Raw genomic sequence first — 20,190 nt, 5'->3', positions numbered from 1 at the left:
GCCTCACTCATCGCACACGTCGGCCGACAACCTTCTCCTCGCCAGTAGATCCAGGCCGTCCCCGCGCGTCCATGCTTTCGGACCCAGGCGAAACCACAGTGGCGAGCGGGCGAGCGCGGCTACCGTAAGCCCCGTTCTCCCGCGAAAGGACACCAGATTGACCGAAAATTCGGCCGGGGTGCCCCGCGTCGTCGTCGCCGGGAGCGGTTCCCTGGCGCGCGGCGGGTGTTTTTCGCTTGCCCTGGCGAAGATTCCGGCCGTGGTGCACATACTGGCGCGCAGGCCCGGCCAGGCGCGGGAGGTCGCGGATCTCGCCGCGATGCGCGCGCGGCTGAGCGGTTCGCCGGTCCGTTTCGAAGCGGGTGCCCTGACCGATCTCCGAGAGGTGCTGGCGCGGTTTCAGCCTCGCGTCGTGCTGAACTGTGCCTCGCACCAGTCCCCTTGGGAACGGATGACGAGCCCGTCGGAGTGGACGAACCTGCTGCGACACGGCGGTTTCGGGCTCACTCTGCCGCTGCAAGCCGGACCCGCGATCTCGCTCGCCCAGGCAGTGGCGGAGGCCAGCCCGGCCACGATGCTGGTCAACGGCTGCTTCCCGGACGCGGTCAATCCCCTGCTGAAAGCGCTGGGACTGCCGGTGTTCTGCGGCATCGGCAACGTGATGACCCTCGCCGCCGCCCTGCGTGCGACGCTTCCCGCCGACGAAACCCGGACGTTGCGCGTGCTCGCCCACCACGTCCACCTGCACGCGCCCGAAGACGAGGCCGGCGAAGCGTTGGCCTGGCTGGACGACGAGCCGCTGACCGACGTCACGGCCCGGCTGGCCAAGCTCCGCGCAGCCGACCGCCGGGAGCTGAACGCGGTGACCGGACACGCCGCCGCGCTGCTGGTCGAAAACCTCCTGGCCGGCGCGGACACCCGGACGAACGTGCCGGGACCGCTCGGGCTGCCGGGCGGATACCCAGTGCGGATTCGCGACGGCTCACTCGCGCTCGACCTGCCCGTCGCCGAAGACGTCGCGGTGCGGCGAAACCAGCACGACGGGCACCGGGACGGAGTCGTGGTCGAAGGATCGGACGTCGTGTTCGGCGAAACCGCGTGCCAGGCCTTGCTGCCGTATCTGCCTGACCTCGCGGCCGGATTCCCGGTCCACGACACCGCTTCCGTCTGCGACCGGCTCCTGGAACTGCGCGACCGCCTGCGCTCCCCGGCCCGTTTCCCGAACGAGGAGGAGCGATGCCCGTCCCCCGCGCGTCCCGGAACCTGATCACCGACTACTACGACCGGATCCGCGGGGAGATCGAGCGGCGGGTCCCCGCTCCGGTGACCTTGCCGGGCCGGTTCGCTCCCGGCTCCGCGCTGCCAGACCTCGACCCCGCGGCCCGGGAGTACTTCTCCGTCGCGACCGCCGCGTGGGGCCCGTTGGCGGAGATCGACGGCCACTCGATCCGGCTGCTCGACCTCACCGGCAACCCCGGCACCCACACGACGAAAACCTTCGCCTCCCTGCTGATCGTCGCCAGAGCGGTCGAGCACATCCGCCAGACCGGCGAGCCGATCGTGATCTTCACGCCGACGTCCGCGAACAAGGGCGTGGCCCTGCGCGACGCGGTGGACCGCGCGATCGCGACCGGTCTCGTCCGACCCGGCCAGCTCCGGGTGATCGTGCTCGCGCCCGCTCGCTCCGAGCCGAAATTCCGCTCCAGCGCGCTGTCGCGGGAACCGGAGCCGGCCCGCCGCAATCCAGTGCTGCTGCTGGACAGCGCGCGACCGGAACAGGTCAAAGATCTCGCCCGGGAATTCGTGGCCCGCGAAGAAGTCCGCCCCGGTTCGCCGCGCCTGTGGTTCACCCTCGACCTCGACAACTACCTGGTCGCCGACGCCGCCCGGGCCTTCCTCGAACACGACGTGGACCCAGCCCGCGGCAACCGCTGGCACGCGCACGCGGTGTCGAGCGCGTTCGGCCTGCTCGGCTACCACCAGGGCCGGGAACAACTCGAAGCCGCCGGCGAGGCGGACCCGGCCGCGCACCCGGGTTTCCTGCTCGTCCAGCACCTCGGCGCGCCCGACATGGTGCTGAGCCTGCTCCACGGCGACCACGACCCCGCCAACGCGCCCCGGTACCGCCGCTCCGCAGATCGCTATGTCCAGGACGCCGACCCGCACTTCCCACTGTCCACAGAGGACCCGGACGAGGTGCTGGAGCCGACGTTCTACACCCGCCGCCCGGTCACCTCGCAGACGATGGACCCGCTCGTGCGGCGCTTCGGCGGGACCGGGATCGTCGTGTCCCGGCAGGAGTGCGCGAGCCGGTACCCGATGATCCGCGACCTGCTGAACGCCGCCGGGCGGCCGATGCCCGCCGACCACGCCGAACTGCGGGAATGGTCGCTGGTAATGGCGATGACCGGGGTTCTCAACGCGATCGAGCGACGGCTGGTCCCAGCGGGCACCGAGATCGTGCTGCACGCGTCGGGGACTTACACCGCCGCCGACTACCAGCCGATCGAACCGTCGGCGCTCGTGCCGGTCACCGGACTGGACGAGGTGCGGGCCGCCGTGGACGCGGCGCTGGCCGTCCCGGTGGGGCGGTGACCGTGCGGACGCTGCGCATCACCGGGCCGCTCGACCGGGCGGAGCTGTCTGCCGTCCTGAAGCGGATCGCCGCCCGGCTTCCGGACGAGCCGTCGTCCACAGTGGACGCTCTTCCAGACGACTTCGACCTCTCCGCACCGCCCCTGCGGGCACGCCTGCGCTCCGTCGCCGAGGACGAGCACGTTCTGCTGGTCGCGCTGCCCCACGCCACTCACCTGCGGTTCGGGCAATTCCTGGCACACCTCGTCGCCGAGCTTTCCGGCTCCCAGGCACCCGAGTTCACCCCGGCCGTCGCAGCGAGCCAGCCGGTCGACTCCCGGCTCGACCTGGCCCCTTCCGGCGACTGCGCGCGGTTGACCACCGAACTCGACGCGCGCTTCGCCGGTCAGCCCGCTTCGGTCTTCCTCACCGCGATCGCCTTGCTGCTGCGGCGCTACACGGGCACCGGCGCGATGACACTCGGCCTGGCCGACGGCTCAGCGCTCGTCGTCGACCTCACTGAGGACCGGCCGGTTTCGGTCGCGCTCAGCGACATCGCCGCCGCCCGGCGCACGGCGGCCACCGGAATCGAAGTAGCGGTCGCGATCGACGAACTCCTCGACCATTCGAGCGTATGCGCTTTCGCCCTCGGCGAGGACGGCCCGCCCATCGCGGCAGGCAGGCTCACGCTGGAACCGGTCGCCCGTTCCTCGACGCCGTACGACCTGGAGATCATCCTGACTCTGCGGAGCCACCGGATCTCGTGGCTCGGGCATCTGCCGGAATCCCTCCTCGCCGACCTCGCCGCCGACCTGCCCACCCTGCTGGCCGAGATCCTCGACCATCCGGAGCGGTCCACGGCGCACCTGCTCCCGCACGCCCGCGGCGACCGGACACCGACCCTCGAACCCTCCGGCGACGCCCTGTTCCCCGCCGACGCGACCTCGATCGCGCACCGGTTCGCCGAGATCTGCCAACGGTTTCCGGCCAACCCGGCGATCCTGACCGACACCGAGTGCCTCACCTACGAAGAACTCGCCTCCCGAGCCGCCGGAACCGCGGCCCTCCTGCGCTCCGGCACCGGCCCGGTCGGACTGCTGCTCCCGCACGGACCGGCGCACATCGTCGCGATCGTCGCCGCCGTGCTCACCGGCCGGCCGTACGTGCCCCTGGACCCGCACCATCCCCCTGACCGGCTGGCCGCGATCCTGTCCCACGCAGGCGCCACCACGATCCTGACCGACCCGGAACACCAGCCCCTGTGCGATCGGATCGCCCCCACGCTGACCGTGCACCATCTGTCCACAGTGGAACTCCGCCTGGCGGACCTCGCCGCGTCCGGCGATTCCCTCGCCTACGTGCTGTACACCTCGGGATCCACCGGCAAGCCGAAGGCAGTCGCGCAAACCCACGCCAACGTCCTCTTCCAGGTCCGCAACCACGTCGACAACTTCCGGATCACCCCCGCCGACCGGCTCGGCCTGCTCACGTCCTTCGGCTTCGACATGGCCGTCACCGACCTGTTCTCCGCGCTGCTCAGCGGCGCCGCCGTGGTGCCGTTCGACGTGGCCGCGCACGGCGTGACCGCACTCGGCGAAGTCCTCGCGAAACACGAGGTGTCGATCTACCACTCGACGCCGACGATGTTCCGCTACCTGACCGATTCCCTCGGCGACCGCCGGCTACCCGCCCTGCGAGCGGTTCTCCTTGGCGGAGAACAGGTCCGCCGCGACGACGTGGAGCGAGCACGCCGCGTCGGTGCGCCGGATTGCGTGTTCGTCAACGGCTACGGCGCGACCGAGATCAGCTTCGTCACGCAGCACCACCTGGGACCCGACGCGCGGGTGGACGGCGAGGTGATCCCGGTCGGCCGCCAACTGCCCGGCGTCGAGGTTGTCCTGCTCGACGAGGCGGGCCGCCGCACCTGCCTGCGCGGCGAGATCACCGTGCTCAGCCAGCACGTCGCACCCGGCTACTGGCGGGATCCGGCCGCGTCCGCAGGAAAGTTCGTGACGATCGACGGCGTGCCCGCCTACCGCACCGGCGACCTCGCCCGCAGGCTGCCGGACGGAACCCTCCTGCACCTCGGTCGTGCCGACCGGCAGGTGAAAATCCGCGGCTACCGAGTCGAACTCGGCGAGATCGAGGCGGCGCTATGCGCTCAGCCTTCGGTGGCGCAGGCCGTCGCGGTGGCCGGGCAGGGCGAGATCCTCGCGTACGTCGTGCCACGGGGCGAGCGTCCGGATCCGGCCTCGCTGCTCGACGCACTCGCCCGGAAGCTGCCGCATTACCTGGTCCCGCGCGAGATCAGCGTCCTCGACACGTTTCCGCTGACCAGCACCGGAAAGGTCGACGTCCGCGCACTACCCGCACCGTCGCCGACGCGCCGTCCTCAGGGTGACGTGCCCCGGGCGATCACCCGCGCCTGGTCGGCTGTGCTCGGCCTGCCGGACCCGCCCGCGGACAAAGACTTCTTCGCCCTCGGCGGGCACTCCGCCCAGGTCCCGATGCTGAAACGCCTGCTGGAGAAGGAACTCGGCGTCGAAATCCCGCTCGGCCGGTTCTTCGACCACCCCACTATCACCGCCCTCGCCGACTCCCTGTCGAGCCTCCCCGACGGCACCCTGGACCGGGTCGGCGACCGCATGTCCCGCCGCCGCGCCGCCCGGGCAGGACGGCGCTCCCCGTGACCGAGGACATCGCGATCATCGGCATGGCGTGCCGCGTCCCGGGTGCCGCGGATCCGGATACGTTGTGGCGCAACCTGTTCTCAGGCGTCGACCCGATCCGCCGCTACTCCGACGAAGAGCTGCGCGCCGCCGGCGTCGAGGAGTCGCTGCTGCGCGACCCTCAGCTGGTGCGCACGGTAGGCCACCTCGACGGAATCGCCGACTTCGACGCGGAATTCTTCGGCTACCCCGCGGACGAGGCGGCGCGACTCGATCCACAACACCGGCTGCTGCTGGAAACCGCGTGGTCAGCTTTCGAGGACGCGGGCTACGACCCGGCTTCGTGCCCAGACACGGGAGTCTTCGCCAGCGTCGGCCCGAGCTGGTACGAGCACTACCGCTTGTCCGGCGCCTGGCCCGGCGCGCATTCAGTAGGCACCGCGACCGACCACGCCGCCGCCCGGGTGTCCCACGCACTCGGCCTGTCCGGTCCAAGCCTGGCCGTGCAGAGCGCGTGTTCGTCTTCGCTGGTCGCGGTATGCCTGGCCGCGCAAAACCTCGCCGACTTCCGCTGTGACCTCGCCCTCGCCGGTGCCGCCGCCATCCCCTACCCAGCCCGCCTGGCCGCAGACGACGGCCTGGTCTCGCTGTCCGGCCGCTGCCGCACCTTCGACGCCGACGCGGACGGCTCGGTTTTCGGCAGCGGTGCCGGCGTCGTCCTGCTCAAACGGCTCGCCGACGCGCTGGAGGACGGCGATGCCATCCACGCGGTGATCCGCGGCTGGGCAGTCAACAACGACGGCGACCGTCCCGATTACCGCGCTCCCAGCGGCAGCGGGCAGGCCGCCGTCGTGCTGGAAGCGTTGCGGGCAGCGGAGATCGACGCCGTCAGCTACCTGGAAGCACACGGCAGCGGCACGCTTCTCGGCGACGCGCTGGAGGTCGACGCCCTCGACCGCGCCTTCCGGCTCGCCGGGATCCCCGGGTGCCTTCTCGGTTCGGTGAAGCCCGCGATCGGCCATCTGGACGGGGCGTCCGGGGTCGTCGGCCTGATCAAGTCCGCCCTCGTCGCCCGGCAGGGCACCGCCCCGCCGACCGCGCACTTCCGGCGCCCGAACCCGCATCTTCCCCTCTCGTCCGGCGGCTTCACCGTCACCACCGAGCCCGTCGACCTGGCCGCACCCCGCCGCGTCGGAGTCAGCTCGTTCGGCCTCGGCGGGACGAACGCGCACGTGATCCTCGAACAACCACCGCCGCTCCCCCGCCCGTCGGCGGCTCCCTCGCCGCACCTCCTCGTGTTGTCTGCTCGCACCCCGCAGGCACTGGCCCAGACGGCGGCCCGGCTCCGGGAGCACCTGGACCGCGAACCGGACCTGCCGCTGGCCAATGTCGCGTTCACGCTGGCCACCGGACGCCGGGCGTGGCCGTGCCGCCAGTTCGAGATCGTCGCTGACCGTTCCTCCGCCGCCCAGCCTGCCGAGTCCCCCGAGCTGGCGAACCTCGGCAGGCAGTGGGCGGAGGGAGGCACGCCGGACTGGTCGGCGGTCTTCGCGGCCGGCCGCCGCCGGGTGTGGCTGCCGACGTATCCGTTCGACCGCACCCGTCATTGGGCCAAAGGGGTCCCGGTGCTTCCCGGATGAGGTCAGGTTTGGTCACGCACCGCCTTCCGCGTCCCGGAGCCGACAGGTGCCCGGAGCAGCCCGCAGGATCGCCGACCCGCGGCCACCGCTCGGTCCTCCCGAGCCGAGGTCAACGCGCGTCGCACAACGGCGCATCGCTCGCCCGTACCAGCGACGCACCCAGCTCCGTCGCCGTATGCAGCACCTTCCGCCCCGCGCGCACTGTCATGATCAACCCGGCATTGCGCAACGCACTCGCGTGCTCCGAAGCCGACGACAAACTCACCCCCGCCTGCACCGCGAGCTCGGTCGTCCCACGCGGCACCACCGCGGCCCGCAGGATCGCCGCCCGCCGAGCGCCCACCAGCGCCGACAGCCCGTCGCCGCTCGAGCGGCCCGGCGCGCTTCGCGCGGACACGCCCGGAATCGGATACACCACGGTCACCGGCTCGCCCGCCCCGCCCGGGATCACCACCGTCTCCGGGGCCAGGCACGACGGCACGAAGTCCAGCCCGTGCGGCGCTGGCAGGTCGCGGTCGGCCGGACTGCCGATCTCCACCACGTTCCCGCACTGGCCGATCGCCCCGGACACCGAGCCGATCGCCCTCGCCACGCCCTGGCGCAGCATGATGTGCCCGCGCTGGACCAGATCCGCCTGCGCGGTGGCCACGATCTCGGCCCACTGCGGCTCGACCAGGCCCCGGTATCCCTCCTCGACGGCCTTCACCAGCGCCGTCCGCGCGTCGCCGCTTCCGGCGGCGAGGTCGTTCAGCCAGGCGGCGGGCTGCTTCAGCCGAAACGTCGCCGCGAGGTCGGCGCGCACCCGGTCGGCGGGAAGGGCCGCGAGGTCGTCGAGCGCGGAGCCGATCTCGGCGCGGCGCGAGACGAGGAAGTCCGGCACCTCGCCGCGCGCGGAGAACAGGTCGAACAGCGGCCGGATCGGCCGAGGCGACCGGAACCGCACCGGGAACGGCCCGGCCGGACGCGCATCCCTTCTCAGCCGGCACAGCGCACCGAGCAGTTCGACAACCGGAAGGGGGCCTTCGAGAAATCGGACGGACTGAAAGGACTCCAGGGTCAGATGAAGCCGGATCACTATACCACCGATCTGACAGAAACGCCGTTTAATCCCCCTCCAGGCGAAGTCAATCAGGCCCGCGTACACGAAGAATACAATCGTCGCGGCAACCGTTCGCCGACTGCGACTTCAATGATTCCGCGACGCATTTATTGATGCGGCAATCGGTGTCGATTCCGGTGTTTCCCGACCCGGGAGGCGTCAGCTCGCGGGCGGCTCGGCGGACTCCGCCATCGCGGCGATCAGCGAGGCCGGACGCAGGTCAGTCCAGTTTTCGTTGACGTAGTCCAGGCACTGCGCCCGGGACGCCGGCCCGTGGACGGTCGTCCACCCGGCGGGCACGGCGGCGAACTCGGGCCACAGCGAGTGCTGATTCTCGGCGTTGACCAGGACGAGGTAAACCCCATTCTCGTCTTCGAACGGATTGGTCACAGCGTTCTCCTATTCCGGTCAGCGACAGCACCGCACTGAGAGCAGGATAGACCAGCATTGCCACGACGACGAGCAGTTTGCCGTCCAGGCTACCCGATTCCCGAATTCTTCGCCGGAATCGGTTCAGAACGGCTTCGCCGGCAGGTACTTGCCGTCCAGGGTGATCACCGCGCGTTCGCCGCCCTCGGGGTCGGCGACCTTCTTCACGTCGAGCTTGAAGTTGACCGCCGAGATGATCCCGTCGCCGAACTGCTCGTGGATCAGGGCTTTGAGGGTCGTCCCGTAGACCTGGAGGATCTCGTAGAACCGGTACATCGTCGGGTCGGTCGGCACCCCGTCCGGGATCGACCCCCGCACCGGGATCGTCTGCAGCAGCAGTGCCGCGTCCTCGCCGAGGCCGAGCAGCTCGGCCACCGCCTCGGCGGACGCCTTCGGCAGCGGATGCTGGCCGAGGACGGCGGCCGTCGTGAAGACCACCGACAGCCCCGAGGCGTCGGCGATCTCCTGCCAGGTGAGGTCCTTGCGGGTCTTGGCCTCCACCGCCTTCGCGGCGAGCGCCTCGCGGACGGCCGGGTCGAACTGGGTGTGCGCCATGGGGGTCCTTTCCTCGGGGATCTCGGGGGGACGCTTTGCCGCCGCGCCGCCGGGGAGTTCAGCGGGACAGGACGCGCTCGTGCAGGCGCCGGACCACCAGCCGCGCGGACTCGAAAGCCCCAGCCTGCCAGGCGGTGAGGTGGGTGAGCCAGTCCCCGGCGAAATACACCCGTCCGGCGGGCTTGCCGAGCAGCTGGTAGGCCGGAGTGCCGAGCGGGGGCATCGCCCACGCGCTTTCGAGGTGCGGCATCAGATGCCAGGTGACCGAGAACGAGTCCGCCAGCTCCGTGCGGTGCTTCGCGCCGTGGATCTTGACGCCCTGCTCCACCGCCCGCTGAACCCGCTGCTCCGGGGAAAGCTCCCCGTATTGCCGGGCATGGTTGCCGTAGCAGTAGTTCACGAGCAGGCCGCGCGGTCCGTGAAAACCGTGCGACGGATACCAGACGCGTTCGATGTCCAGGTCGGTGTCGGTGATCCCGCCGTAGATCCGGTAGTCGGTTTCCCACCAGCGGCTTTTGTACTCCAGGCCGATCTTCGCGGCCGTGCCGAGCTGCCACTTGCCGAGCGCGGCCTGGACGTCCGCGCCGAGGTTGTGCGGAATCCGGGCCAGCACCTGCGGGGGAAGCGCGGCGACGCAGAAATCGGCGACGAGGTGGCCTTCCTTGCCGTCCGGTTCGAGGAAGGTGACGCCGACCTTGTCCGGCGCGTTGACGATCCGGGTGACCGCCGTGCGCAGCCGGAGGCGCTGCGGGCCGAGCGCGCGGGCCAGCGCCGCCGGGATCCGGTCCATGCCGCCGACCGGCTGGAACATCAGCATCGCCTGCTCGTAGGTGAAATCGAAGGAGAAGTACCGGCCGGCGCCGTCGGCGAGCGTCTGGGCCAGCGAGGGCACCGGCCCCAGCGGCACGCCGGCCTGGTCGCCCGCGCCCGGATCGGTCGAGTAGCCGCGCCGGGAGGAGCCGAGGTAGCGCCTGCCCGCGGCCTTGTCCCCGATCGCGCCCCAGTCCCGCAGGAAATCCAGCAGGCGTTCCTTGTCCGTCGCGGTGAGTTCGCCGTCCAGCGCGCCGCGGTCGGTCGCCTTGGCGAGCAGTTCGCTGACATATCCGTACACGTCGGCCTTGGCGGTCCGGATCCGTTCCGGCTGGCGCATTCCGGCCGCCTCGTTGTAGACGAAACCGCTCGCGTTGGCATTGGCGAAGACCTCGATCGGCACCCCGAGTTCACGGCAGTAATCGAGCGTCACCATCCATTGCGCAATCCGCGCCGGCCCGGCGTTCAGATAGATTCCTTCACTGAACGCGGCGGTTTGCGTATTTCCGCGCAGATCGGTCTGCACGGTGCCGCCGCGCGCGGTGAAGTTACGGCCGCCCGGACGATCGGCCGCCTCCAGAACGGTGCAGTCGTATCCCCCTTTCGTCAGTTCGTACGCCGTCGCCAGCCCGGCTATTCCGCCGCCGAGAATCACCACTTTCGCCGCCCCGCGCCCGGTCAGCGCGAAGTCCGACCGGCGCGGCGGCTCGTAACCCGCGCTCGCGTGAGCCGTCGGCGCGAGGCCCAGCGCCCCCATCGTCGCGAACATCGCACCCGCGCCGCCCGCGGCCCCCATTGCCGAAAGAAACCGCCGTCTGCTCAATCCCGGCGGCAAGACGGAACCAGCCATCGGATATCTTCCCCTCTCCCCGAGAACCGCGATGCATAAGGATTTCCTTAGCGCGGCGAAGCTCCGGCGAGCCTACTGCAGATTGCGCGATCCGCTCAATACCGCATTCCGGGTAACCGTTTGAGCCGTCCCGGGTTATATTTTTCATCGGATTACGTCTTCCGCAACGTGGACCGTGCCGCGCTTCAGTATTCGTTGCACCAATTGGCAGCCGAATTCAGCGAAAACCCGGGGAAACGCACGCACCTGGCCCATTCCGCGGTCGATTCCGTGTTCGTCGCCGAACTCTCCTGCCTTTCCCGGGCGTTTCCCGTCGCGGTGGAATATGCCCGCCGGACACCGGACCGTGCGGCAGGATAAAGTGCGGGCGGAGCGAGGGGGCGCGATGGCGGCAGGCGAGGGGCAGTCCCGGTTGCGCTCCGCTGTTCTCGCGCAGGCCTGGCGGCGGATCCCCGGCGTCGAGGTCCTTTCGGCGGACGACGGCGGCCCGCTGACCCGCACGGTCAAGAAAATCGTCGACCCGCTGGTCATCCGCACCGCGGCCCGGCCCCGGCTCGGCCGCCCGCTGCTGGATCCCGCCGCGGCGGCGGAAGTGACCGAGCTGCTGCTGGCCGACTCGGCACGGCTGCGCGCCACGGCAGCGTGGTTCACCCACCTGAAACGGCAACGCCGGGCCCTGCGCATCACGGCGGGAAACGTCCAGGACGTGTGCTTCCCGCTCGCCTACGAGCTCGCGACAACCTTCGCCATGCCGGACGCCTCCGCACCGGAACGAGCCGCGGCGGCATTGCGCGAATGGCACGGCGAAGACGGCGCGGCCGGCGTCGATCAGCTGAGCCGGTACTTGGCAGACCCCCAACGCACCGCCGACTTGACCGCCGAACTGCGTCGTCGCTGGCACACCACCCCGGACCCAGGCCCGGCGGAAGACGCGACAGCCCTGCTCGACGCGGTCGTCAACGGCTTCACCGACCAGGCTTGGCAGGCGCTCGCCGACTCCCCTGCCGGACATGCGTTCGGCCTCGCGCTCCGCCAGCCCGGAGGCACCGCCACGCTCGCCCGGGCCGTCCGCGAGATTTCCGGCCTGCCCGCGCCGGATCTCGGCCTGCAGCGCGGCGAACGCACCGCCGTACCCCCGCTGAATCAGCGTGACGAGACCGGCAACGAGCTTCTCGAACGCAGCATCGAACGCCGGGTGCGTGCCACCCTGCGCCGCCTGCCCGCCGCTGAACAGAACCCCGTCGCCAGCCTCGTCGACGAAGAACTCAGCCGCGCGGCCGCCGGGTTCGGGCTCGAATTGCCGGTGCTGGCAACGTGTTTCGCACTCGGCGTCGTGCTCGCGCCCGCGCTTCGACCGCTCGACGCTCCCCGTGGCGACATCCCGGACTTCGCGCAGCGGCTCAACGCCCAGGTCGCCAGGGAGGGCTACGTCCTGTACGCCCGCCGGGCCCTGGCCGGTTCGACGCCCCTCACCGCGCAGCCGGACGCCGAGATCCTGCGAGAACTGCGCGCGTTCGCGAAGCGCTTCCTCGCCCGGCTGTGGGCTCGGCTGCACGGCTTCGACGTCAACGGCGAGACTCCGACCGCCGCGGCCGACATCCGGGACCTCCTCACCGGGGTTGTCCGGTCGACGTCGCTGGACCTGCGGACGAAGGTGCGCCGCGCCCTCGTCGCCAGCCTGCCCCGATTGGAGGCGGCCTCGTGACGCATCCACGCCCCCGTCGCCAGCCCGCCGCGACTGGAGGCCGCCTCGTGACGCATCCCGTGCACGCCCCCGTCATCGCCGCCGACGGCGCCCTCATCCGCTTCGCGCTCCCCGACCTGCTCGGCGCTCAGGTCGGGTCGATGCGGATTGAACTCACCGACGCCAGCGCGGCCGAACCGTGGCTGACCAGGCTCGTCGGTGCCGAAGCCAGCTTGACCGCGCTCCGCGACGGGCACGTCGACGTCCCGGCCCGCCCCGAACTGGCGCGGCTCGCACTCCTGCTGTGGGCCCGCCGCTGGTGGCCCGCCAGCCCGATCCTCGGAATCCCGTCGCTCGACCCGGCGCTGCTCGATTTCGAAGCCGCCGTCGCGACCACGGCAGTCGAAGACCTCGCCGAAGGCCTGCTCGACGGCTTCGAGGCCAGCCCGGGCGAGCTGTTCGACGCAGCAAACGGCTCGCTCGCCGCAGGACCGGTCGCCGAAGAAGTCCGGCGGCTAAGCACCCAGCTTTCCGCCTGGTTCGACCGCCAGGACGACCTCGAACGAGCCGAAGCCGCCACCGAACTGGCGGATCGGGTGGCCCCAGGCCAACGTGCGTACGCGTTGGCAGCGGGCTCCGGCCCCGCCGCGTCCGGCGAGGGCGTGCTGGCCGAGGGACGCGCCAGTGTCGACTGGGCGCGCGTCCCGCCAGGCGTTCTAGACGCCGCCGAGGACACGGTGACCTGGCGGATCGTCGCGACCAGGACCGCCGCCCGGCTTGAGGTCGAGGTCGCGGGCGCGCTCGACGACGCGTCCCTCACCGCCGTCGCGACTCACGACGGCGAGCCCTTCGCCGAAGTCGCCCTGCACCTCGGCGGCGGAGGATTCGCTGGGACCGCAGACCTGGACGAAGCCGGGACGAGGCTGGCTGCGACGTCCCCCGCCCGGCTCAGCCTCATCGTCGGAGCGGCAGACCCGGACGTCCACGGGACCACGCCGGAAGACCGGGCCGAGGTGATCTCCCTGGTGCGATCCCGCGAAACGCTGCCGCCCGCCGCCCGGACCTTGGCCGAGCGAGCCGTCGCCGACGAGGAGTTCTGACGTGCTCGCCGGGTTGCCGCCACCGCTCGAGCCGCCGGACCGGCCGCGGCCCCCGGAACTCGCCGACGCGGTTTCGCACGGCTATAATTGTCGTTGCGTCGCAAGGCATTTCGGGCTCGATCCGGCTGCTTACCGGGAACTGCCCGCGTGCGCGCTAACCGAAGCCGAGTACGACGCGCTGCTCGCCGAAGCCTTCGCCGTCCAAGCCGAGGCCAAGCGACTCGCAGTGGCGCGGGATGTCGCCGGTGCGCAGCGGGCTTACACCCGAATGCGCCAGCTCGCCCAGCAGCTCGACCGCGTCAGCCTCGAAGTCGCCGCCGTCAGCGATCTGGCCACTGTCTGCTACTCCGCCGGCGATCTCCGCAACGCGCGTCAGTGCGCGGAAGCCGTGCTCAGCGTCTTCGCAGTGAGCACCGCCGCCATCGTCCACTTCGGACAGTACGCCGAACTGCGGATGATCGAAGGATCGCGCGAGGTAGCGGAACGCGTCCTCATCTCACTGTCCACTGAGGAGGGTGACCTCGACAAGGCACGCGAGCTGCTCGCCGATCAGCGCCGCCGCGCGGCTTTCCGCAAGGCCGCCGAACCCGGCCAGTTCCCGCGCGAGCAACTCGACCCGCACGGCGCCGACGAGCTGGAGCTGCGCATCCTCGAAGTGCGCGTGCAAGTGGCCGCCGGAGATCCGGCCGGGGCGCGCGACGCGATCGACAAGATCCTGATCGAGCTGGACAATCTGGCGGAACTCGACGAGGTCCGCGTCCAAGTAGCGGCGCTGCAGGCGATGGCACGCGCCGAACGCGCCCGCATCCGCCAAGCAGGCGGCGAGGAAGCGGACGCGACGGCGGACCTGCTGCGGCTCGCCACCCGGCACGAGGGTCCGGCGGCGGCGAAATTCGCCATCGGACTGGCCGAAACCCGCGCGCTCGGCGGTGATTTCCCGGGCGCGATCGCGGCGATCGTCAAGGCCAGGGACGAACTCGCCGCCGCCGGAGTGACCGGAGACGTCGCCGAGGCCAGCTACGCACTAGGCACGTTGCTGCTGCTCGCCGGCGAAGTCGCACAGGCGCGAGACCAGTTCGAGCACGCGGGAAAGGTGTGGGCTGCGAATGGCGACACTCCGGGCGCGCGTCGACTCGCGTCCGCACTGGCTCGCTGCGCCGCTGCCGAGGGCGACTGGCCGTCCGCGGAGGAGCAGGTGGCCGAGCTCCAGGCGGCGGCACGCGAATCGGGCGAATGGCTGGAGTGCCTGCGCGCCAACTACCTGTCGGCCACGATCGGCTACGCGCGCGGCGAAGACCCGCGAGCGGTGCTGGACCTGCTGCTCCCGGTCGCCCTCGCCGCGCAGGAGTACCGGTTCGCCTTCGCGTCGGCGCAGGCGCGCACCGCGTGGGCGAACAGCGTCGCGGGACCGGCGACGGAACTGCTGATGGTCCTGCTGACCCAACTCGGCGAGACACGGCTGGCGGCCGAGATGATCGAACGCGCCTGCGCGGTCGGCGCGTATCCCGAAGATCGTTCCCTCGACCTGACCGGCGAACTCCCCACGCTGACCACAACGCCCGCCGAATCTGATCAACTTCCGTTGGCAGCACTGGGTTCGGTCACGTCGTCGCTGCCCTTCCGCCTCGCTCCGCCGCCCGGACTGCGCTGGTCACCGTCCTCGCCGATGGAACTGGACGCCTGGTCCCAGCTGGCCGCCGCACGGTACGGATGCGTCCCGGCACCTCGGGCTGTCGAGTCTTGGCCCGCCGCCGACCCGGGCCGCGAGACGTTCATCCTGCGCTATGCCGATGCCGGGCACACCTACCTGAGCTGGCGTACCACGAGCGACCTCGACACCGTCCACACGCACCCGATCGACGCCGATCTCGTCGACACCGCACGCGGATTCCTCGCCGAAGCTTCGCCGACGCCGCGCGAAGGCGAACGGGTCGCCGACGCCGTCCGACGTTCGCTCGACGCCTTTTCCGCCGGAGAACAACGTCTCGCCCGCGTCCTCGCGCTCAACCTCCTGCCCGCCGATCTGGTCGCGCAACTCCGGCGAGCCACTCGCCCCCTGCTGCGAATCCAGCCGTCGCCAGCTCTCGCCACCGTCCCGTGGGGCCTGCTCGCCCTGCCCGATCGACGCCCGGCCCACGTGCTGGAGGCCGACGAGGTCGACACCTGCTTCGACAGCGACGTCCGGATCCTCGATCTCGCCGACGTCTCCCTCCTCGCCCCCGCCGGAATCCCGCGCCGCGAGCCGGCCCCCGGCGGACCGCCCGTCTACCTGCTCGACCCGCGGATCCCCGGCCAGAGCGCGTTCGGCGAACTGGGTTCCGTGCTCGGCAAGCAAGATGCGACCTCGCCCTTGATCCGTCACCTCGACGCCCAGCTCGCCACCGGCCCGGTCCGGCCTGCCGCAGTGCGCGGGCTGGACCTGGTCCGCCGCACCGACACCGACCGTCAGCTGCTCGCCGAGGTACTGGCTTCCGCGTGCTCACGGCTGGTTTTCGCGGGGCACGTCAGCCGCATCCAGGACGTCCACGGCGCGCAGACCGCGCTGCATCTGTCCTGCTCAGCCGACCTGCCGGGCACCGCCGCACCGATCGGCGCGCACCGGCCGTTCACCGCCGCCGACCTGGCACTGTCCGAAGTGGACATGCCCGCACGAGTCGCGCTGATCGGCTGCGCGAGCGCGAGCGACTTCGGCCTGCCCGAACCGTTCGGCGTGCTGCTCGCCGCCGTCGCCGCCGGGGCGGGCTTGGTCGCCGCGACGGTCTGGGCACTGCCGACGTCGGCCGCGGTGCCCGGCGCGGACCCGATGGCCGAGCTGATCATCGCCGTCGACACCGCGCTCGCCGGGCCGGACCCGGTCGCGAAGCTGTGCGCGTGGCAGCGGGAGCGGCTCGCGCACTGGCGCGAACGGCCTGAGCCCGCCCGCTCCCCGGCCTTCTGGGCAGCTCTGACCTGCCTAGACGCCACGGACGACGGCAAGAGCTGGGCTCGATAACAACCCACCCGCTGCCGCACCCGAGCTGACCACCCGTCCGCGCCGGACCTCGACACCACCGACAACGGCAGGGCCTCGAGACAAGCAGCCCACCCCGCCCACAACCCCCTGACCAGCCTCAACTCAACCCGCGACGGCAAAACCTGGGTTCGGTAGCACCCAGCCCGCCCGAAGCTGTGTCCAGCACAACCGCCACAGCGAAAGGCACCCCATGTTCAAGAAAATCCGCGACAAGATCAACGAGGCCACCCAGCAGGGCATGGCCCGAGGCGCGCAGGACTTCCAGCAGCACGCCGAACAGTTCCGGCAGGCCGCCGCCGCGGAAGGCCACGACATCACCCCGCAGCTGCCGACCCCGCAGCTGGCCGCGCAGGCGTTCCGCACCGTCGCCGCCGACCCCGACACGGCCGCTTTCCTGGCGCTGCCGATGCAGGAACAGCTGCGCCAGCAGCAGGAACTCCAGGCCTACGGCACCGAACTGCGCCGCCTCTACGACACCGGCGAGAAGGCCACCCTGGTCATCCGTGCGCTGGAGCCGACCGGCCGGACGGTCGCCGGGCAGGCGCAGTACACCGCGACGCTGGAGGTCACCCGCGCCGACGGGATGACGTACCGGACCGTCACCCCCCTGATCACCCCGCAGGCGACGATCCAGCAGTACGCGCCCGGCACCCGGCACGAAGCCCGCCTCGACCCCGCCGATCCGGCCAAGGTCGCCGTGTTCGGCCCGATCGCGTAGGCGGCCTCGGTGTTCAGCTCATTCGCGTTCGGGCTGCGTGACGATCCTGAAGAGACCCGCGCGTCGAGCCGGCGGCTGTGGCTGCTCGGGATTCCCACCACGCTCGCCTGGGGCGTCGCGGGATGGTCGGGCGCGCTCGGGTTGCTGGACAACTTCCGGCTGATGTCGCTGAACCGCGTCGGCGCGTGGGGGGCCGACGCGGGGCCGGCGGCGTCGCTCGTGCTGTTCTTCAGCCTGTCGGTCACGGTGGCGTCTTCGCTCGGCTTCGCGATGCTGTGGGGCGGCGGAATGTCGTTGCGCCGCATGGGCATCAGCTTCCGCGCGAGCTCACTGGCCGCGGCGCTCGGGGTGACGCTGGGCAGCGGCGTGGCGGCTCCGTCGTGGACGCCGCCGGAATCGGTCGGCGAGCGGCTTCCCCTCCCCGGGGGCAAGGCCGAGCCGTGGTCCGATGTGGACTGGGTGGTCTACTACGAGCCGTTCCTGGTGCCCGTCGTGGCCGGGATCGTCGCGCTGGTCCTGATCGTGGTGCTGTTGCGGTCTTTCCTGCGCGCGGCCGAGGCGGACGACCGCGAGCAGGCGCTGCTGCGCTGCGGCCGCCAGGTGACCGGGTTTCTCACCCGCGTGGACTTCACGAACGTCTGGGTCATGGGGAATCCGCGATTCACCGTCACCGTGCGGTTTCCCACCGAGACCGGCGAACGCGAGGTCGTGGCGACCATGACCACGTCGCTGTTCCAAGCCCCGTCGCAGGGTTCGGCGGTGAAGGTCCGCTACGACCCCCAGGACCCGAAAGCCGTTCTGGTGGAACCGATTTCCCTCTGACTGCCCCAAGGGAGCAGGTCCATGGCAGCCCTTCGCACGATCGCGTTCGGTTTCGTCACCGGCGCGATGATCGGAGCGACCCTGTGCTCGCTCGTCGTCGGCGTCATCGTCGAGAGCGTCCCGTTGTTCGTGACCGGGCTGGGAATTCCGGTCGGCTACGGCATTCTCGTGTACCTCGGCGGCATGCCGCGCCGCGCCCGCGAGGCCGCAGTACCACCGGCGGTGGCGCTCGCGCGGATCGAAAGCCTGCGCGCCGGAGGCACCGAAACCGGCGATCTCCCCGTCGAATTCGTCCTCACGGTCGCGCCGGACGGGGCACCGTCCCATCGCGCGGCGATGAGCCACACCGTCAATCTGGTCGATCTTCCCAGCTACCGCGCGGGCGACGTCCTGGTGGTCGCGTACCCGCCGGACCGGCCGTGGAAGGTCCGGATCGTCTCCAATCCCTCGCCGGGATGGCAACGCCGCGCGGCGAACGCGGTCATCGAGCCCGCGGCCGAGTCCACCTTGGTCCACCCGCCGCCGGAAGGCTGCGCGGCAGGCGTCCTCACGCTGCTCGGGCTGCTGCTCGGCGCGGGCGCCGTCCTCGGGCTTTTCCGCGCCGAACTGTTCGCCCCGGACACCAGCGCGCCCGCACCGCCGCCGCCCGCGTCGTCCGAGGTGACCACGTCGGGCTCCGCGACGGTCGACCTCGGCCCGGAACAGTCATTTCTCGACGAGGGAGAACTGCGCCGCGCCGTCGACACGCTGGCCAAGAGCACCGACGTCTCGCAAACGCTCACCGCGGTTGTCCAGGAACACCGGCTGACGGTCGTCTTCGCGCCGACCGGAGTCCAGGTCCCACGATTCGACCTCCGTACCCTGCCCGTCACCGAGATTCCCGGCCTGGTCCGGAAAGCCTTGCGCACCATCGACGTCGGCACGCCGCAGACCTGGCAGGTCACCGTCGTCCAGCTGCCTTCAGCTCGGACCGTCCGCGTCACGGTGACCGGGCCGAACGGCAGCGGTTCTCTCGCCGGGTGATCAGCCCGCCAAGCCCAGCGACGCGCCGAGCAGCAGCAGTCCTTTGGCTGTCCGCGGATCCGCCCCGGTCAGGTTGGCGATGCGCGACAGGCGATTGTCCACTGTGTTTGGATGGACGTGCAGCTTCCGCGCGGTCTCGCGACGGTTGAAATCGGTGTCGAAGTAGGTCCGGAGCGTCGTCGTCAGATCCGGCTCGCTGCCGAGGCTCGCCGCCAGCGCACGCAGCTGCGGAGTCGCCGCGCTGTCGTGGTTCAGCTGGTATTCGAAGAGGTGGTCGGCGAGCACCGCGACGGTGTCGGGGGCCGAATTCAGCTGCAGGAGCCGTTCCGCCTCTGCCACCGCCGCCGGGATTCCGGACAGCTCGGCCGCGTGGGCGAAGGCGCCGGTGATCGCCACGCCGGTCGTCTGATGTGCTCGCGGAACTGCCTGCCGGGCCTCGGCCAGCGCCGCCTCCTGACTGTCCGAAGTGGACGGAATGAGCAGGAGCCCGCCGTCCGGGTCCAGGGCGGCCAGCACGTCGCCGGACAGTTCTCGACGCAGGTGCTGCAGCAGCAACCGCGCCTTCCGCTGTCCGGCCAGATGCCGGCCGACGGCGTCGCCGGCCGAATCCGCCGGGTCAGCGGCGAACCGCAGCGCCAGCACGCCGTACGCCGGGGCGAGCCGGACGTCCGCCGGTTCCGGCACGGCCTCCCCCGCTGCCAGCCGCCGGACCAGCGCCCGGGCCGCCTCGCGCTGTTCGTGGTCCGCGGTCTGGAACTCCTTTTGATGCGCCTGCACGGCCGCGTTCAGCACCTGGTGCAGGCACTTCAGCAGCACCGCGGTCGTCTCTCCCGGCGGCGATCCGCCGGACAGGTCTTGGATCTCCGCCCACATCTCCTCGGCCGCCAGCAGATACGCGTGCACGAACTCGCTGACCGGCAGCCCCTCCGCGCCCCGCTCCCGGCCCCTCCGGCGGAACAGCTCCAGCTCGTCCTCGCGCAGTTCGCCGCTCTCCCGCACGGCGCGGGCGAACATCCGGCCGAACTCGCGGCACGTGTGCGCCATGTGCAGGTGCAGATGTGCCGGCACCTCGCCCCGGTAGTGCGGGGACGTCTCGACGTACCGGCGGATCGTCCGCTCGCCCATCTTCGGCAGCCGGTGCTCGAAGCTGCGCCACGACAGTTGTGACATGTCACAGCACGGTAGCCGAAAACCTGGGCAATGT

General features: G+C 71.0%; 15 protein-coding genes. 10 read left to right on the top strand and 5 right to left on the bottom strand.

Going from position 1 to position 20,190, the window contains the following annotated elements:
* Positions 1 to 157: 157 nt before the first annotated feature.
* Genes ACFXI3_RS01860 through ACFXI3_RS01845 form a run of 4 tightly spaced genes read left to right on the top strand, consistent with a single transcriptional unit; the run spans position 158 to position 6,883 of the window.
* Positions 158 to 1,267: a hypothetical protein gene (locus ACFXI3_RS01860; RefSeq protein WP_378397441.1), complete on the top strand. Its 1,110-nt coding sequence runs from the start codon at positions 158 to 160 to the stop codon at positions 1,265 to 1,267.
* Positions 1,237 to 2,595, top strand: a complete 1,359-nt coding sequence (locus tag ACFXI3_RS01855; protein WP_378397440.1) for a DUF6002 family protein — start codon at positions 1,237 to 1,239, stop codon at positions 2,593 to 2,595. The genes ACFXI3_RS01860 and ACFXI3_RS01855 overlap by 31 nt, the downstream gene beginning before the upstream one ends.
* Positions 2,592 to 5,264 (top strand): amino acid adenylation domain-containing protein, encoded by a 2,673-nt coding sequence (locus ACFXI3_RS01850; protein WP_378397439.1) that lies wholly within the window; start codon positions 2,592 to 2,594, stop codon positions 5,262 to 5,264. The genes ACFXI3_RS01855 and ACFXI3_RS01850 overlap by 4 nt, the downstream gene beginning before the upstream one ends.
* Positions 5,261 to 6,883 carry a beta-ketoacyl synthase N-terminal-like domain-containing protein gene (locus ACFXI3_RS01845; protein ID WP_378397438.1) on the top strand — a complete coding sequence of 541 codons (1,623 nt, stop codon included), beginning with the start codon at positions 5,261 to 5,263 and terminating at the stop codon, positions 6,881 to 6,883. Before ACFXI3_RS01850 ends, ACFXI3_RS01845 begins: the two co-directional genes overlap by 4 nt.
* 109 nt (positions 6,884 to 6,992) lie before the next feature.
* Here ACFXI3_RS01845 and ACFXI3_RS01840 read toward each other — a convergent pair whose 3' ends face one another.
* From ACFXI3_RS01840 to ACFXI3_RS01825, 4 genes are all read right to left on the bottom strand, one after another.
* The gene (locus ACFXI3_RS01840; RefSeq protein WP_378397436.1) at positions 6,993 to 7,958 is read right to left on the bottom strand and encodes a hypothetical protein; all 966 of its coding nucleotides are present in this window, start codon (positions 7,956 to 7,958) and stop codon (positions 6,993 to 6,995) included.
* Between the two features lie 183 nt (positions 7,959 to 8,141).
* A complete protein-coding gene (locus ACFXI3_RS01835) occupies positions 8,142 to 8,372 on the bottom strand; it encodes an MbtH family protein (RefSeq protein ID WP_344276296.1) in 231 nt (76 codons plus the stop codon).
* A gap of 123 nt (positions 8,373 to 8,495) precedes the next feature.
* Positions 8,496 to 8,966: a cyanase gene (cynS, locus tag ACFXI3_RS01830; protein WP_378397434.1), complete on the bottom strand. Its 471-nt coding sequence runs from the start codon at positions 8,964 to 8,966 to the stop codon at positions 8,496 to 8,498.
* A 58-nt stretch (positions 8,967 to 9,024) separates the two neighbouring features.
* A complete protein-coding gene (locus ACFXI3_RS01825) occupies positions 9,025 to 10,626 on the bottom strand; it encodes a flavin monoamine oxidase family protein (RefSeq protein ID WP_378397433.1) in 1,602 nt (533 codons plus the stop codon).
* Positions 10,627 to 11,011: 385 nt separating this feature from the next.
* Here ACFXI3_RS01825 and ACFXI3_RS01820 point away from each other — a divergent pair, with 385 nt between their 5' ends.
* From ACFXI3_RS01820 to ACFXI3_RS01795, 6 genes are all read left to right on the top strand, one after another.
* Positions 11,012 to 12,331 carry a hypothetical protein gene (locus ACFXI3_RS01820; RefSeq protein WP_378397432.1) on the top strand — a complete coding sequence of 440 codons (1,320 nt, stop codon included), beginning with the start codon at positions 11,012 to 11,014 and terminating at the stop codon, positions 12,329 to 12,331.
* Positions 12,332 to 12,378: 47 nt separating this feature from the next.
* The gene (locus tag ACFXI3_RS01815; RefSeq protein ID WP_378397431.1) at positions 12,379 to 13,410 is read left to right on the top strand and encodes a hypothetical protein; all 1,032 of its coding nucleotides are present in this window, start codon (positions 12,379 to 12,381) and stop codon (positions 13,408 to 13,410) included.
* Position 13,411: 1 nt separating this feature from the next.
* Positions 13,412 to 16,402 (top strand): hypothetical protein, encoded by a 2,991-nt coding sequence (locus ACFXI3_RS01810; RefSeq protein ID WP_378397430.1) that lies wholly within the window; start codon positions 13,412 to 13,414, stop codon positions 16,400 to 16,402.
* A 211-nt stretch (positions 16,403 to 16,613) separates the two neighbouring features.
* A complete protein-coding gene (locus tag ACFXI3_RS01805) occupies positions 16,614 to 17,141 on the top strand; it encodes a hypothetical protein (RefSeq protein WP_378397428.1) in 528 nt (175 codons plus the stop codon).
* Positions 17,142 to 17,150: 9 nt separating this feature from the next.
* A complete protein-coding gene (locus tag ACFXI3_RS01800) occupies positions 17,151 to 17,963 on the top strand; it encodes a DUF3592 domain-containing protein (RefSeq protein WP_378397427.1) in 813 nt (270 codons plus the stop codon).
* Positions 17,964 to 17,984: 21 nt separating this feature from the next.
* Positions 17,985 to 18,986 carry a hypothetical protein gene (locus ACFXI3_RS01795; protein WP_378397426.1) on the top strand — a complete coding sequence of 334 codons (1,002 nt, stop codon included), beginning with the start codon at positions 17,985 to 17,987 and terminating at the stop codon, positions 18,984 to 18,986.
* Here ACFXI3_RS01795 and ACFXI3_RS01790 read toward each other — a convergent pair whose 3' ends face one another.
* Positions 18,987 to 20,156, bottom strand: a complete 1,170-nt coding sequence (locus tag ACFXI3_RS01790) for a PucR family transcriptional regulator (RefSeq protein ID WP_378397425.1) — start codon at positions 20,154 to 20,156, stop codon at positions 18,987 to 18,989.
* Positions 20,157 to 20,190 lie beyond the last annotated feature (34 nt).

The sequence above is a fragment of the Amycolatopsis sp. NPDC059235 genome, from assembly GCF_042754125.1.
Taxonomy (GTDB): Bacteria; Actinomycetota; Actinomycetes; order Mycobacteriales; family Pseudonocardiaceae; genus Amycolatopsis; species Amycolatopsis albidoflava.
This window is presented reverse-complemented; position numbering and strand designations above follow the sequence as displayed.

Excerpts from the sequence above, each read along its gene's own strand:
- ACFXI3_RS01855 (WP_378397440.1), top strand. The coding sequence starts at position 1,237 with ATGCCCGTCCCCCGCGCGTCCCGGAACCTGATCACCGACTACTACGAC.
- cynS (WP_378397434.1), bottom strand. The coding sequence starts at position 8,966 with ATGGCGCACACCCAGTTCGACCCGGCCGTCCGCGAGGCGCTCGCCGCG.
- ACFXI3_RS01825 (WP_378397433.1), bottom strand. The coding sequence starts at position 10,626 with ATGGCTGGTTCCGTCTTGCCGCCGGGATTGAGCAGACGGCGGTTTCTT.
- ACFXI3_RS01820 (WP_378397432.1), top strand. The coding sequence starts at position 11,012 with ATGGCGGCAGGCGAGGGGCAGTCCCGGTTGCGCTCCGCTGTTCTCGCG.
- ACFXI3_RS01805 (WP_378397428.1), top strand. The coding sequence starts at position 16,614 with ATGTTCAAGAAAATCCGCGACAAGATCAACGAGGCCACCCAGCAGGGC.
- ACFXI3_RS01795 (WP_378397426.1), top strand. The coding sequence starts at position 17,985 with ATGGCAGCCCTTCGCACGATCGCGTTCGGTTTCGTCACCGGCGCGATG.
- ACFXI3_RS01790 (WP_378397425.1), bottom strand. The coding sequence starts at position 20,156 with ATGTCACAACTGTCGTGGCGCAGCTTCGAGCACCGGCTGCCGAAGATG.